The sequence below is a fragment of the Burkholderia sp. Cy-637 genome (assembly GCF_011753175.1).
Classification (GTDB): domain Bacteria; phylum Pseudomonadota; class Gammaproteobacteria; order Burkholderiales; family Burkholderiaceae; genus Burkholderia; species Burkholderia gladioli.
The window spans coordinates 1-12565 of the sequence record NZ_VWWC01000073.1 but is presented as its reverse complement, the minus strand read 5'-3'; the positions used below and the strand labels follow the sequence as shown (position 1 = coordinate 12565).

Genomic DNA, 12565 nt, shown 5'->3' with positions numbered 1-12565 from the left:
CCGGAAAACCGGATCCGTCCGACGGGTCATGGCAAGGCGGCGCCACGGCGGCCCGAGCCGAAACCCGGGCCACCCGCCGCCGCGCGGGCTCAGTCGGTGCCGTACTTCGGCGAGCGCGGCCCGTACAACAGACCGTTGGGCGGCCCGGCCGACAGCAGCTTGGCATTGGTCAGCCCGGCCACGTCGACGCTCTCGTCGGTCACCGTCTTCGCGATCTGCTTGACGGCCGCCTGGGCCAGGTTGACGAACAGGCCGACCATGCCGCCGCCCTGCATGCCACCGTGCATGCCGCCCAGCTCCTTGTCGGTGGCGCTCTGCGAACCGGTCCACAGCACGTCGCCGGTGCGCAGGTCGACCAGCTTGGCGCTCACCGAGACGACGGTGACGCTGTCGATCACCTGGTAGGTGGTGCCGTAACGGGTGACCGTCATGTAGAGCGCCGAGTCGGCGCCGAAGATCTCACGCAGCTTGGCGGGCGACACCTCGGCGATGTCGTTGGGCGTGGTCAGGCCGTTGTACTTGAAGGTCTCCTCCATCGGGCCGACCGGCACCACGTAGTAGCCCGACTCTGCCAGCGGCAGGGTGACCCGCGACAGCACGCCGAAGCTCGCCTTCACCTCGTTGGTGTTGTTGACGGGCGGCAGCACCAGGATCGACTTTGGCTGGCTGCGCTTGAAGGCCGTGTAGTCGGGGCGCTGGACGGGGCCCGCGCAGGCAGCCAGCATGGCCAGCAGCGCGACGGCCGACAGCAGCTTGATCGAAATGCGTTGCAACATGGGGAGCTCCGGTCAGTGGTTCGCGGCCTGCGCGGTGGTGTCGGAATGGGCCGCCGAAGCGGCGGCGGGCGCCGTGGCGGGCTGGACGGCCGGCTTGGGATCGGGCCCGGCATCCTTGCCGCCGACCTTCTTCTTCATCAGGAAGTCCATGTACGAGGCGGATTCCGGGAACGAGTCCTTCTCGGCCTGGAAGGCCTGCATCGCCTGCTCGTCGTTGCCGACGGTGGCGTAGAGCACGCCCAGCTGCGCCTCGAAACCCGGCGGCGGGCGATGGCCCTGCGCGCGGATCTTCTGCAGCGACTTCTCGAGCGCGTCGATCTGCTCCTGCGGCGATTTCTCAGCCTTGAAGTAGTCGTAGACGCCGCGCTGGTAGCCGTCCCATTGGTAGAGCGGCGGCGTGCTCGGGGCAGCGCAGCCGGTCAGCAGCGCGCTGGCGGCGGCGAGCGACAGCCCGGCGCCGCGGATGAACGTGATGGTCTTCATCGTGGTCGTGTGGTCGAGGGTGAAACGCGGGATGGCCGTTTATGCACGGCTCACTTGGGGGCGCCCAGGGCGCCGGCGTCGACTTGCGCGACGAGGCGCTCGACGGCCTCCTGGATCGCCAGGTCGAGCACCTTGCCGTTGAGCGTCGAGTCGTAGCTGGCGGTGCCGCCGAAGCCGATCACCTGGCGGCTCGACAGGCTGAACTCGCCGGCACCCTGGCTCGACAGCACCACCTCGGAGGTGGCGGTGTCGACGATGTTGAGGTTCACCTTGGCATAGGCCACCTGCTGCTTGCCGCTGCCGAGGATGCCGAACAGCTCGTGATCGCCGACTTCCTTGCGGCCGAACTCGGTCACGTCGCCGGTCACCACGTAGCGCGCGCCCTTCACGGCCTGCTGCTGTTTCAGGAAGGCCGATTCCTGGCGAATCTCGTCGAGGTTGTCGCGATCGAGCACGCTGAAGCGGCGGCTCTGCTGCAGGTGCGTGATCAGGATCGTCTTGGCCTGGCCGCCGAGGCGGTCGATGCCGTCGGAGAAGATGCCGCGCATGTAGCTGGAGCGGTTGTCGAACTTGCCGACCGAGATCGCCACCGGCTTGCCGGCGAACGGCACCTGGGCGCTCGGGGTCGGCGCCACCGGCAGGCTGCGCGAGGATTCGGTCGCGCAGGCGCCGAGGCCGAGCGCGAGCGCGGCGGCCATGGCCGCCACGCAGGCGCGGGAACGAAGGGGTTGAGTCATCGAGGGGCTCCTCATCGGTTGAAAAACATCGGTGGAACGGTTGGCCGGCGCCGGATCCGGCCGGCACGGCCGCGCGCGCACGCGCGGGCCCCGGCATTGGCCGGGGCGCACGCGATTCGCGCGAATCGGATTGGGGAGGAAACGGCTTCGGCAGCGCCGCGCTGGAGGCGGCGAACTAGCCCGAGGCGCCGGCGCCGACGATCGAGGCCGGCGGCCGGGATCGGCGCGCGGCGGCATCGGCGATGCGGCACGGTATGAGGGTGTCTGCGATGGACATGCTGACGCGCGTCATTGCGCGCATCACCCCGGTTTGGCGGCTGGTCTGGTGGTTCGTCATTATCATTCTTACGAATTTTTCTCTCGTGGCGAACGGTAGCATCAAACGCGAATCATCAGGGGCCGGATGCGGGAATCTTGCAACAATTAAAGAAAATCAGAATCCTCCAATTGTTCATTCAAGTGATTTGTGAATAAGCCGATCGGCCTGATCGGCGCGCCTCGGCTTGATTCGAGCTTCCGAAAGGACGCGGCATTCTTGCTTCCCCAGCCCCTTTTTCCGCGCGCCGAGCATTGGTATGATGATCCCCGCCCGATCCAACTTGACTAGACAACTTCGGGCGCTGCGGCCGGCCATGATGCCGGCCCGCCAATCCAATCACGGAGACACGATGAAGCACTTGCAACGCCATCTCGGCGCGCGTCACATCCGTTTTCTCGCACTCGGCTCGGCCATCGGCACGGGCCTGTTCTATGGTTCCGCTTCCGCCATCCGCCTGGCCGGCCCGGCCGTGATCCTCGCCTATATCGTCGGCGGCGCGGCGGTCTACATGGTGATGCGCGCGCTCGGCGAAATGGCGGTGCGCGAGCCGGTGGCCGGCTCCTTCGGCCAGTACGCCAGCGACAACCTCGGCCCCTTCGCGGGCTTCGTGACGGGCTGGACCTACACGCTCGAGATGGTGATCGTGGCGATCGCCGACGTGACCGCCTTCGGCATCTACATGGGCTTCTGGTTTCCGGGCGTGCCGCAATGGATCTGGGTGCTGGCGATCGTGGCCATCATCTGCGGGCTCAACCTCTGCCAGGTCAAGGTGTTCGGCGAGCTCGAATTCTGGCTGTCGATCATCAAGGTGGTGGCGATCGGCGCGATGATCGTCGGCGGCATCGCGATCCTCGCGGTCGGCATGCACCTGGGCAGCGCCGACGCGGCCGCGCCCTCGCTCGCCAATCTCTGGTCGCACGGCGGTTTCCTGCCGAACGGCTTCGGCGGGCTGGTGGCCTCGCTGTCGGTGGTGATCTTCGCCTATGGCGGCATCGAGGTGATCGGCATGAGCGCCGGCGAGGCGAAGAACCCGGAGCAGGTGATCCCGCGCGCGATCAACGCGGTGCCGGTGCGCATCCTGCTGTTCTACGTGCTGACCATGATCGTGCTGATGTCGATCTTCCCCTGGACCGGCGTGGGCACCAGCGGCAGCCCCTTCGTCGAGATCTTCTCGGCGCTCGGCGTGAAGTCGGCCGCCAGCATCCTCAACGTGGTGGTGATCAGCGCCGCCATCTCGGCGATCAACAGCGATATCTTCGGCGCGGGCCGCATGATGTACGGCATGGCCCAACAGGGCCAGGCGCCGCGCCTGCTGGCCGCCACCTCGAAACAGGGCGTGCCCTACATGACGGTGCTGGTGATGGCCGGCGCGCTGCTGGTGGGCGTGGTGCTCAACTACCTGACGCCGAAGGACGTGTTCCAGACCGTGGCGGCGATCGCCACCTTCGCGACCGTCTGGGTCTGGCTGATGATCCTGCTCTCGCAGGTGGCGATGCGGCGCCGGCTGCCGCGCGCCGAGGTCGAGGCGCTGAAGTTCCGCGTGCCGCTGTGGCCGCTCGGCCCGGCGCTGGCGATCGCCTTCATGCTGTTCGTGGTGGCGATGATCGGCTGGTTCGACGACACGCGCGTTGCCCTCTATGCCGGGATGGGCTGGCTGGTGTGGCTGTGGCTGGTCTATCAGGTGCGCCGGCGCGGAACGTCCTTGCGCTGGCGGGCCGGCGAGCGCTGAGCGGCGCTCGCGATTCATGCGCGGGTGGGCCGCGAAGATCGCCCGAGCCTGCCGCTGCTCGCAAGAGCTCCGCGAGTTCGGGGATGATCCGGAAAGCTGAACGGCAACCAGGAATCGGGTCGTCGAATACGAAACGCCCGATGCCATGCATCGGGCGTTGTCGTTGCGGATTGCCGTCAGGCCCGTTCAGGAATCAACGGCCCGGGCACCGGCTCATGCGGCCTGCTTGATGGCCGTGGCCTCTGCCGCGCCGCGCAGCGCGGCGACCTTGGCCACCGTATCGGCGCAGGCGTGCGCCAGTTCCTTGCCCTTTACCACGAAGTGCTCGTGGAAGAAGCTGGTGTGCTCGTGCGAGCCGTGATGGAAATGATGCGGCGTCAGCACCGCGCTGAGCACCACCGTCTCGGTCTCGAGGCCGACCTGCATCAGGCCCGAGATCACCGCCTGCGCGACGAACTCGTGGCGGTAGATGCCGCCGTCCACCACCAGGCCGGCGCAGGCGATGGCCGCGTACTTGCCGGTCTTCGCCAGCAGCTTGGCGTGCAGCGGGATCTCGAAGGCGCCGGCCACCTCGAAGAAGTCGATCTCCGACTCGGCGATGCCCGCGGCCGCCAGCGAGGCGACGAACGAGGTCTTGCACTGGTCGACGATGTCCTTGTGCCAGCAGGACTGGATAAAGGCGATACGGCGGGGGGAAGTTTGGGAAACGGAATACGGCTGAGTCATCGACAGGTCCTGTGTTTGAGTTGAATGGGCGCACAGGGCCACACCGCACGCCTTGCGCGTGCGGCAAAAACCCCGCTCTCTCTCATCCGGACTATGACCGTCGGCCCCGGGATCGCACCGGGTCGGCAGGCATCGCGCAGGTGAGCCTGGCGCGAGCTGTTCGCGGGCTACGTGCACGAGGCACGATTACCGCCGGTGGGGAATTTCGCCCCGCCCTGAGAACGTTGCGACGCACCGAAGTGCGCCGCGGCGAAAATTTATCACAATCGCCGAAAACGCGTGCACGGCCGCCGCGACACGCCGGCGGCCGGTTTCGCCCTCACGCGTGCCAGCGCCGGATCGACAGGCGTTCGAGCGTATCGAACACCAGATGCTCGACCAGCAGGCCGATCACGATCACCGCCGCGAGGCCGGCGAAGACGCGATCGGTGTACAGCTCGTTGCGGTTCTGGAAGATGTACCAGCCCAGGCCGCCCTGCCCCGCGCTCGCGCCGAACACCAGCTCGGCCGCGATCAGCGTGCGCCAGGCGAAGGCCCAGCCCACCCGCAGCCCCGACAGGATCGAGGGCAGCGCGGCCGGCACCAGGATCAGCCAGACGAAGCGCAGCCCGCGCAGGCCATAGTTGCGGCCCGCCATGCGCAGCGTGGCCGGCACGCCGAGGAAGCCGGTGTACATGCTCAGCGCCAGCGGCCAGAGCACCGAATGGACCAGCACGAACAGCAGGCTGCCGGTGCCGAGCCCGAACCAGAGCAGCGCGATCGGCAGCAAGGCGATCGAGGGCAGCGGATTGAACATGGCGGTCAGCATCGACAGCAGGTCGCGGCCGATGCGGGTGGACACCGCCACCGAGGTCAGCGCGAAGGCCAGCACCGCGCCGATCGCGTAGCCGCGCAGCAGCACCGACAGCGAGATGCCGGTCTTCACCAGCAGCTCGCCCGAGGCGATGCCCTCCACGAAGGCGCGCAGCGTGGCGACGAAGGTCGGCACCAGCAGGTCGTTGTCGACCAGGCGCGCGACGATCTCCCAGGCCGCGATCAGCACCGCGCTGATCAGCACGCGGCGCAGCGCGCTCGAGCCGAGCACGCGCGAGGCCAGCGAGGCGCGCACGCTGTCGGTGCCGGCATCGGCCGGCTCCAGCGGCAGCTCGTATTCGGGGCGGGCCGGCGCGCCGGCGCCGGGATGCGGGAATGGCGTGCTCATGCGGATTGCTCCTGGGCCGGTGCCGCGTCCTCGGCCGTCGCGTCGGGCGCCTCGGGCGCGTCGAACAGCAGGTGATGGATGCGCGCCACGCTCTGCTGGAAATCGTCGCTGCCGATGCTGTCGAGCGCGAAACGCTCGCTGTTCAGCTCGGCGCGCACGCGGCCCGGGTGCGGCGACAGCAGCAGGATGCGGTTGCCGACCACCAGCGCCTCCTCGATCGAATGCGTGACGAACAGCAGCGTGAAGCGCGCCTCGTCCCACAGCCGCAGCAGCTCCTCCTGCATCTTGCGGCGCGTGAGCGCGTCGAGCGCGGCGAAGGGTTCGTCCATCAGCAGCACGCGCGGCTGCATCGCCAGCGCGCGGGCGATCGCCACGCGCTGCTTCATGCCGCCCGACAGCGTATGCGGATAGGCATTCGCGAACGAGGACAGGCCGACCTTGTCGAGATAGTGGCCGGCGCGTTCGCGAGCCTCGGCGCGCGACAGCCTGCGCGCCACGCGCAGCGGGAACGCGATGTTCTCGAGCACGGTCTTCCAGGGCGGAAGCTGGTCGAACTCCTGGAACACCGCGACCCGATCGGCGCCCGGGCCGTCGATGCGCCGGCCGTCGAGCGAGATGCCGCCCGAGGCCGGCTCGACGAAGCCGGCCACCGCCTTCAGCAAGGTCGACTTCCCGCAGCCGGAAGGCCCGAGCAGCACGAAGCGATCGCCGTGATCGACCTCGAAGCTCACGCGCTGGGTGGCACGCACGATGCGCTGGCCGCTGCGATATTCGAGCGTGACGCGATCGACCGACAACAGCGGCGCCTCGCCGGCTCCCGGCTCGGCAGCGGCGCCGGCCTCACCGCGCCGGGCGGCGCGCGGCGCGGCTTGCGCGTCATTTCCGGCGCGCGCGACATGCGGCGCGGACCAGGCGTTCGACAGACTCATGCTCGACCTCGACGGTGCAACGGATAAAACATCAACATACCGGCGGCGCCCGGCGATCCCAACCAATCATTGCGGCTATGCAAATGCCAGCGGCGGGTAAGCGCGATGCCGGCCGGTTCGCGCGGATCAGCTGCCGCCCTGCGTGGCGGGATCGTCGAAGAAGTAGTCGTGCACCGTCTTCGGCTCGTTGCGGATCGCGCCGACGCGATGCATGAACTGCGCGAGCCCCAGCGTGTTCTGCGGCGCGGTCTTGAACTGCACCTGCGGGTCGCGCAGGATCTTCAGCAGCAGCGCGCGATCGATCTTCGACTGGTTGACGCGGATGTAGATGTCGGCCGCGCGCTCGGGATCGGCGGCGATCAGCCTGGCCGCGTCGTTCAGCGCGGCCACGAAGGCGCGATAGGTCTTCGGATTGGCGTCGCGGAACTTCTCGGTGGCGTACAGCACGGTGGCCGAGCTCGGGCCGCCCAGCACGTCGTAGGAATTGAGCACGATGTGCGCCTTCGGGTTGCCGGCCAGTTCCTGCTGCTGGAACGGCGGGTTGCCGAAATGGCCGGTGATCACGCTGCTGTTGGCGATGATGGCGGCCGCCGCGTCGGGATGCGGGATCGCCTGGGTGAGCTTGTCGAGGCGGTCGTAGGACTTGTCGCCCCACTGCCTGGCTGCCGCATACTGCAGCACGCGCGACTGCACCGACACACCCACGGCCGGCACCGCGATGCGGTCCTTGTCGGTGAAATCGGCGATGGTCTTCACGCTCGGGTTGTTGCTGACGAGGTAGTACGGCAGGTTGCCGAGCGAGGCCACGCCCTTCACGTCCTGGCGACCGCGGGTGCGATCCCAGACCGTCAGCAGCGGCCCCACGCCGGCCCCGGCGATGTCCACCGCGCCCGACAGCAGCGCGTCGTTGACGGCCGCGCCGCCCGACAGCTTGACCCAGTCGACCTGGATGTCGAGCCCCGCCTTCTTGCCTTCCTGCTCGATCAGGTGCTGGTCGCGCGCCACGTTCAGCATCAGGTAGACGATGCCGAACTGCTCGGCGATGCGGATCCTGCCCTCGGCATGGGCCGGCACGGCGGCGCCGAAGCCGGCGACGGCCAGCGTCGCGACCAGCAACGAGGCGCCGGCGCGGCGTGCGGAAAAACGGGGGCGCGCGAACGCGGCGCGGAACGAAGACGACATCGGGAACCTCTTGGCGGGAAAGGAAAGCGGGAAGCGGGCGCACGACGGGCCATCGCGGCGCGAAGCACGCCGCGACGACATCGATGCGAACCGGCGAGGCGCTGGATCGGCCAGCGCCTCAGCGCGGCGCGTCGCCCTCGATCGTGGTGCGATAGAGCTTGCGGCGCAGGTGATCGGGCGTGCCGGCCGCCAGGTGCATCAGCGAGCGGTTGTCCCAGAACACCAGGTCGTGCTCGCGCCATTGATGGCGGTACACGAACTCGTCGCGCACGCTGTGCGCGAACAGCTCGTCGAGCAGTGCGCGGCTCTCGTCCTCGGGCAGGCCGACGATGCGCGTGGTGAAGTGCTCGCTGACGAACAGCGCGCGGCGCCCCGTCTCGGGATGGGTGCGCACGATCGGATGATCGACGGCCTTCACCTGGGCGATCTGCTCGGGCGTCAGGTTCGGGCGCCACGGGCTGCGCGCCTGCAGCTCGGCATAACGCGCCAGGTAGGTATGTTCGGCGCGGCGCCCTTCCACCTCGCGCTTGAGCGGCTCGGGCAGCGCGTCCCAGGCCCGGTGCATGTTGGCGAACAGCGTGTCGCCGCCCTCGGCGGGCAGCTCCTGCGCGTGCAGCAGCGAGCCCAGGCTCGGCTTTTCCTTGTAGGACAGGTCGGAATGCCAGAAATGGCCGGCGTCGCCGAGCCCGATCGGCTGGCCGTTCTCGAGGATGTTCGAGACGATCAGCACCTCGGGATGGCCCGGCAGCGCGAACTGCGCCAGCACATGCCGCTGCAGCGGGCCGAAGCGCGCGCTGAAGGCGACGTGCTCCTCGGGCGTGATGCGCTGGTCGCGAAACACCACCACGTGATGGTCGAGGTGGGCGCGGTGGATGCGGGCGAAATCGTCCTCGCCGATCGGCCGTGACAGGTCGAGGCCGACGATCTCGGCGCCGAGCGCGCCGTCGAACGGCAGGATCTCGAAATGCTGGGGCGCGACCACGTGCGCGGCCGGGGCGGATACGGGGGAAGCAACAGCGGCGGAAACGGACACGTTCGACGATTCCTGGCTAACAAAAACCAGAATCTACGACCGCGCGCGCCACAAAACAACGAAGCAAATCGGATACGAATATGAGCGGCGGTCATAACGAGGCCAGGGACGCGGCAACCGCGATCCTTGCCGCCGCCGGCATCGAATCCGACGCGATCGCGACGCGGGCAGGCGGCGAAGCCGGTCGAATTTGCCGGATCGCCACCCGGCCCTCAATGTGCTTCCGGAAAAACCAGCGAGCGATGCGCGGCCACGCCGGCCATCACGCCCGAGGCCGAGGCGAAGGTGGCATTGGTCATCGCGTTCGAGGCGTCGCCGGCGGCGAACACGCCGGGCACGCTGGTCTGCTTCATCGCGTCGACGCGCACGATCTCGCCGAACGGCGTGGTCTCGATCTCGCAGCCGAGCTGCCTGGCCAGGTCGCTGGCCATCTGCGTGCGGGTGCCGACGAACAAGGCCTTGAGCGCGAATTCGCGCCCGTCGGCCAGGCGCAGCCCGTCGAGCGCGGGGGCCGCGCCGAGCAACTCGACCACCGGGCTCGTCTCGATCCTCACGCCGCGCGCCTCGAGTTGGGCGATCTCCTCGGCGGCGGGCTCGATGGCGCCCTGCGTGAACCAGGTGGTCGGGCCCCAGTCGGACACGAGCATCGCCTGGTGGAAGGACATCGGGTGCGTGGCCAGCACGCCGAGCTGCCCCTCGCCGATCTCGTAGCCATGGCAATACGGACAATGCAGCACGCTCACGCCCCAGCGCTCGGCCAGCCCCGCCACCTCCGGCAGCTCGTCGCGCACGCCGGTGGCGAGGATCAGGCGCTCGGCCGTGACCGTGGCGCCGTCCTCGAGCGTGACCACGAAGCCGCCCTCGCCGCCCTCGTCAAGCTTCGCCCGATGCGCCTCGCCGAGCCGGATCTCGACGCTCGGGTACTCGGCCAGTTGCGCGGTGGCGTCGCCGATGATGTCGGCCGGCGCGCGCCGATCCTGCCCGAAAAAGCCGTGCGAATGCGCGGCGAAGCGATTGCGCGGCCGCCGGCCGTCGATCACGAGCACGCGACGACGCGCCCGCGCCAGTTGCATGGCGGCCGACAGGCCCGCGAAACTGCCGCCGATCACGACGACTTCATGGTGTGACTGCATGGGTCCTCCCGTTGCCGCCGACGTGGGCGGCCATTTCATGGAACATCAAGAGTTGCATGATAGGCGTGTACCATCCGTCTTGCAACTCGCCATGTTGCGTGATCGAACCCGGAGAACCATGAGAACCGATAGCCGCCTGTCACGGATGCTGCACGCGCTGATCCACATGAACCGCGCCGAGGGACCGCTGACCTCCGAGGCGATCGCCGCGATGCTCTGCACCAATGCGGTGGTGGTGCGGCGCCTGCTCGGCGGCCTGCGCGACGCGGGTTACGTGCAATCGGAAAAGGGGCATGGCGGCGGCTGGACGCTGGCGGTCTCGCTCGATGCGATCACCCTGCTCGACGTCTATCGCGCGGTGGGCGAGCCGCCGCTGTTCTCGGAGCTGGTGTCCGAGGATCACCCGCAATGCCTGGTGGAGCGCGCCGTCAACGCGCATCTGCGCGCGACGCTGGAGGAGGCCGAGGCAGCCTTGCTGGCCAAGCTGGGCCAGGTCACGCTGGGGGCGCTGGCCGGCGATTTCGAACGCGCCATGCCGGAGCACGCGCAAGGGGAACAAGGCTGAGCGGCGCGTGATCCGCTGCCTACCGGGCGTGCTTGCTTGCGTCGGCCGGGTTCGATCGATCACGAACGCGTTTTCCGCTTTCTTCGTCACAACGCTCGCCGGCCGCAGTGAATCCTGCCGAGATCGCGGGCACGTCAGGCGAGGCCGAGCCACGCCTCCACCGCCGCGCTGTCGATAGCTGGTGACACCGGCGCGGCGCCTGTCGATGCCAGTTCGCGCCGCGCCTTCTCACAGGCTTCGGCATGAGCGCGCAGTTCGCGCGTGGTGGCGCGATCCTCGGGCAAGCGCCGTTCGAGTGCCGCTTCGACCATGCCGCCGATCAGGCGGCGCTGGCAATCGAGCACCTCGATCGTTGCCTCGCGGCAGCGCGATGAAATTCGCGAGATCGCCAGCAAGGCGGGAACGGCGGGGATCGTCAGGTGCGCACCCGGCGGCAGCTGCGCCCAACTTCTCGCCCATTCCGGGCCGCTCGCGATCAATTGCGCGGCGATCGCATCGCGCCAGATCGCGCGCTCCACGTCCAGCGCCTCCCGACAAGCCGCCAGCGCCGCGCCGGCCAGCACGCGCCCTGCTTCGACCAAGGGCTCGGCAGCGTCCGTCACATCGGGTTCGCCCCTCTCGCTCAAGCACCCGGCGCCGATCCATTCGGCCTGCTCGCGTCGAGCGCCCAGCACGAAAGCCTGCATGCGATCGGGCGCCAGCGGATCGAGCGGCACCGCCTCGCAGATCGCCGGCTTGCCCGCCGCATGCAGGCTGCAATGGCCGTCGTCGGACAGCGCGGGACATCGTTCGCGCGAGGCATAGTCGTGGCCGCGCAAGCTCAGCGACAACCAATCGCCGCCGGGCGCGATACGCGGATAGAGACGATCGGCCAACGCATCGTGCGCGGCGAGGTCCTCGGCATCGAGTTCGTGGCCGAGTTCGCCGAGCCGGATCCGCTCGCCGAGCCGGCGCCGCGGCACGCGCGCGATCGCGATGCTGGCGACGAAACGCTCGCGATGCCGGAACAGCTCGCGCATCGACAGCGACGGCGGGCTGTTGCAGCAGCGTCCGCAGGCATGACAGGCCAGCGCGAACGAGGCGCCGCGCGGCACCAGCCGGATCGGCGCAACAGAGGATCGCGCGGGCACGCCGGGCATCACCAGGGCCGCCGCACCGAATCCTGGTAGCGCACCAGCAGGAAGTGTGCGAGCGGTTCGGCGTGATAGGCGGCGACCAGTTCGCCGACCCAGGGCTGGCCGCGATCGGCATCGCGGATCGTCAGCACGCTCGCGTAGGGCGAGCGCGCGTCCTCGGTGCCGATGCTGTCGCGCCCCGGCTGCAGGCCGGCGCGCTGCGCGGTCTCGCGATCCATCGCCACCAGGTCGGCATGATCGAGCGCGGCATGCAGCTCGCCAGCGGGCCGCTCGACCAGGCGCAGCCCGAGCCGGTTACCGAGCACGTCGCGCCGCGTGGCATCGAGCCCGGCCGCCTCGCGCAGCCTCAGCAGGTTCTCGTTCTGCAGCAGCACCAGCGCGCGCGAGGCGCCGCGCCGGTCGGCCGGGATCGCCACGGTCGCGCCGGGACGCAACTGGCTCAGGCCTTGCAGCCGTCGCGAATAGAGCGCGAGCGGCAAGCTCACGGTGGTCGCGACGCTGCTCAGCGCGTAGCCGTGCGCGCGGCGCGTGGCCTCGAGCTGGCGCGCGTCCTCGAAGCTCGCCGCATCGAGCCGGCCGGCCGCGAGGGCCGCGTCGATGCGCGCCGGATCGTCGA

General features: G+C 69.0%; 14 protein-coding genes and 1 riboswitch. Of the genes, 3 read left to right on the top strand and 11 right to left on the bottom strand.

Going from position 1 to position 12565, the window contains the following annotated elements; all coding sequences use genetic code 11:
- Positions 1-89 precede the first annotated feature (89 nt).
- Genes F3J10_RS19430 through F3J10_RS19420 form a run of 3 tightly spaced genes read right to left on the bottom strand, consistent with a single transcriptional unit; the run spans position 90 to position 1996 of the window.
- On the bottom strand, positions 90-776 hold the full coding sequence (locus F3J10_RS19430) for a DUF799 domain-containing protein (RefSeq protein ID WP_036038692.1): 687 nt from the start codon (positions 774-776) through the stop codon (positions 90-92).
- 12 nt (positions 777-788) lie between these two features.
- Positions 789-1259, bottom strand: coding sequence for a DUF4810 domain-containing protein (locus F3J10_RS19425; RefSeq protein ID WP_167242787.1), 471 nt, complete (start codon positions 1257-1259; stop codon positions 789-791).
- A gap of 50 nt (positions 1260-1309) precedes the next feature.
- Positions 1310-1996 (bottom strand): CsgG/HfaB family protein, encoded by a 687-nt coding sequence (locus tag F3J10_RS19420; RefSeq protein WP_167232047.1) that lies wholly within the window; start codon positions 1994-1996, stop codon positions 1310-1312.
- A gap of 269 nt (positions 1997-2265) precedes the next feature.
- Here F3J10_RS19420 and F3J10_RS19415 point away from each other — a divergent pair, with 269 nt between their 5' ends.
- Both F3J10_RS19415 and F3J10_RS19410 read left to right on the top strand, forming a co-directional pair.
- Positions 2266-2466: a hypothetical protein gene (locus tag F3J10_RS19415; protein WP_166913685.1), complete on the top strand. Its 201-nt coding sequence runs from the start codon at positions 2266-2268 to the stop codon at positions 2464-2466.
- Positions 2467-2664: 198 nt separating this feature from the next.
- Positions 2665-4044 (top strand): amino acid permease, encoded by a 1380-nt coding sequence (locus tag F3J10_RS19410; protein ID WP_025100326.1) that lies wholly within the window; start codon positions 2665-2667, stop codon positions 4042-4044.
- Positions 4045-4257: 213 nt separating this feature from the next.
- Here F3J10_RS19410 and F3J10_RS19405 read toward each other — a convergent pair whose 3' ends face one another.
- The 6 genes from F3J10_RS19405 to F3J10_RS19380 form a co-directional block, all read right to left on the bottom strand.
- The gene (locus F3J10_RS19405) at positions 4258-4770 is read right to left on the bottom strand and encodes a 6,7-dimethyl-8-ribityllumazine synthase (protein ID WP_036038686.1); all 513 of its coding nucleotides are present in this window, start codon (positions 4768-4770) and stop codon (positions 4258-4260) included.
- Between the two features lie 70 nt (positions 4771-4840).
- Positions 4841-4997: riboswitch (FMN riboswitch) on the bottom strand.
- Positions 4998-5089: 92 nt separating this feature from the next.
- Positions 5090-5971 carry an ABC transporter permease gene (locus F3J10_RS19400; RefSeq protein WP_167242786.1) on the bottom strand — a complete coding sequence of 294 codons (882 nt, stop codon included), beginning with the start codon at positions 5969-5971 and terminating at the stop codon, positions 5090-5092.
- Positions 5968-6900, bottom strand: coding sequence for an ABC transporter ATP-binding protein (locus F3J10_RS19395; RefSeq protein ID WP_167242785.1), 933 nt, complete (start codon positions 6898-6900; stop codon positions 5968-5970). The genes F3J10_RS19400 and F3J10_RS19395 overlap by 4 nt, the downstream gene beginning before the upstream one ends.
- Before the next feature lie 126 nt (positions 6901-7026).
- Complete coding sequence (locus F3J10_RS19390; RefSeq protein ID WP_167242784.1) at positions 7027-8082, bottom strand: ABC transporter substrate-binding protein; 1056 nt, start codon at positions 8080-8082, stop codon at positions 7027-7029.
- Between the two features lie 118 nt (positions 8083-8200).
- Complete coding sequence (locus tag F3J10_RS19385; protein WP_345791223.1) at positions 8201-9064, bottom strand: TauD/TfdA family dioxygenase; 864 nt, start codon at positions 9062-9064, stop codon at positions 8201-8203.
- A gap of 263 nt (positions 9065-9327) precedes the next feature.
- Positions 9328-10248, bottom strand: coding sequence for an NAD(P)/FAD-dependent oxidoreductase (locus tag F3J10_RS19380; RefSeq protein WP_166913691.1), 921 nt, complete (start codon positions 10246-10248; stop codon positions 9328-9330).
- 118 nt (positions 10249-10366) lie between these two features.
- Here F3J10_RS19380 and F3J10_RS19375 point away from each other — a divergent pair, with 118 nt between their 5' ends.
- Positions 10367-10813, top strand: a complete 447-nt coding sequence (locus tag F3J10_RS19375; protein ID WP_166913692.1) for an Rrf2 family transcriptional regulator — start codon at positions 10367-10369, stop codon at positions 10811-10813.
- A gap of 134 nt (positions 10814-10947) precedes the next feature.
- Here the strand turns inward: F3J10_RS19375 and F3J10_RS19370 are convergent, their stop codons facing one another.
- Entirely contained in the window at positions 10948-11952 is a 1005-nt protein-coding gene (locus F3J10_RS19370) for a flagellin N-methylase (protein ID WP_167242783.1), read from the bottom strand.
- The coding region (locus tag F3J10_RS19365) for a MetQ/NlpA family lipoprotein (RefSeq protein WP_167242782.1) at positions 11952-12565 on the bottom strand (614 nt) is incomplete at its 5' end. The genes F3J10_RS19370 and F3J10_RS19365, both read right to left, overlap by 1 nt.